This window comes from Actinomyces sp. oral taxon 849 str. F0330, from assembly GCF_000239715.1.
GTDB lineage: Bacteria > Actinomycetota > Actinomycetes > Actinomycetales > Actinomycetaceae > Actinomyces > Actinomyces johnsonii.
In genome coordinates this window covers 1-792 of the sequence record NZ_JH470405.1, presented here as the reverse complement: position 1 = coordinate 792, position 792 = coordinate 1, and the positions used below count along the sequence as shown (strand labels likewise).

Sequence of the window (792 nt, the reverse complement as noted above, 5' to 3'; positions counted from 1 at the left end):
TGTACTTCCCTGTGAGGTTGTGAACGCGGTTGGCGGGGGTTTGGCCGTCCAGGGCGGTGTGGGGTCGGTGGTGGTTGTAGTGGTGGAGCCAGGTCTGGTAGGCGGCTTCGCGCTGGGTCTGGCTGGTGTAGGTGTGGGCGTAGGCCCACTCGTGGGCCAGAGTGCGGTTAAAGCGCTCGACCTTGCCGTTGGTCTGGGGCCGGTAGGGGCGGGTGTAGCGGTGCTTGATGCCGGCTGCGGACAGGACCTGGTTAAAGGCCCGTGAGCGGTAGCAGGCCCCGTTATCGGTCATGACGGCCTGGACGGTGATGCCCAGGTCCTTAAAGAACGCGTTGGCGCGCTGAAAGAACCCGGCAGCGGTGTCCTTGCGCTCATCATCGAGGATCTCGGAGTAGACCAGGCGCGAGTAGTCATCTATCGCGTGGTGGATGTACCGATAGCCTCCGACCGGGCTGCCCCGACGGCGGGTGCGGGTCTTGGCGCGGTCCGCGGCCAGGGCGGGAGCTGAGCCCCGTCCGTGAGCGCGCCAGCCCCCGCCGTCGGGGATGCGGCCGAGCTTGTTGATGTCGAGATGGACCAGCTCCCCGGGACTGGTCTTCTCATAGCGCACCGGCGGCGGGCGGCGCACCGCCAGCCCGGTGGCCTGATCCACCTCGGTCAGGCGGGGCATGTTGTACCGGGCCAGGATGCGCCCCACAGTGGAGCGTGCCAGGCCCAGGTGGTAGGCGATGCGGTGGGGTCCCCACCGGCGGTTGAGCCTCAAGGCGATGATGCGCCGCTCAGTGCGCCTTG

General features: G+C 67.9%; 1 protein-coding gene. It reads right to left on the bottom strand.

Going from position 1 to position 792, the window contains the following annotated elements; translation table 11 throughout:
- On the bottom strand, positions 1-792 hold a 792-nt coding region (locus HMPREF0975_RS14360), incomplete at both ends, for an IS481 family transposase (RefSeq protein ID WP_009234966.1).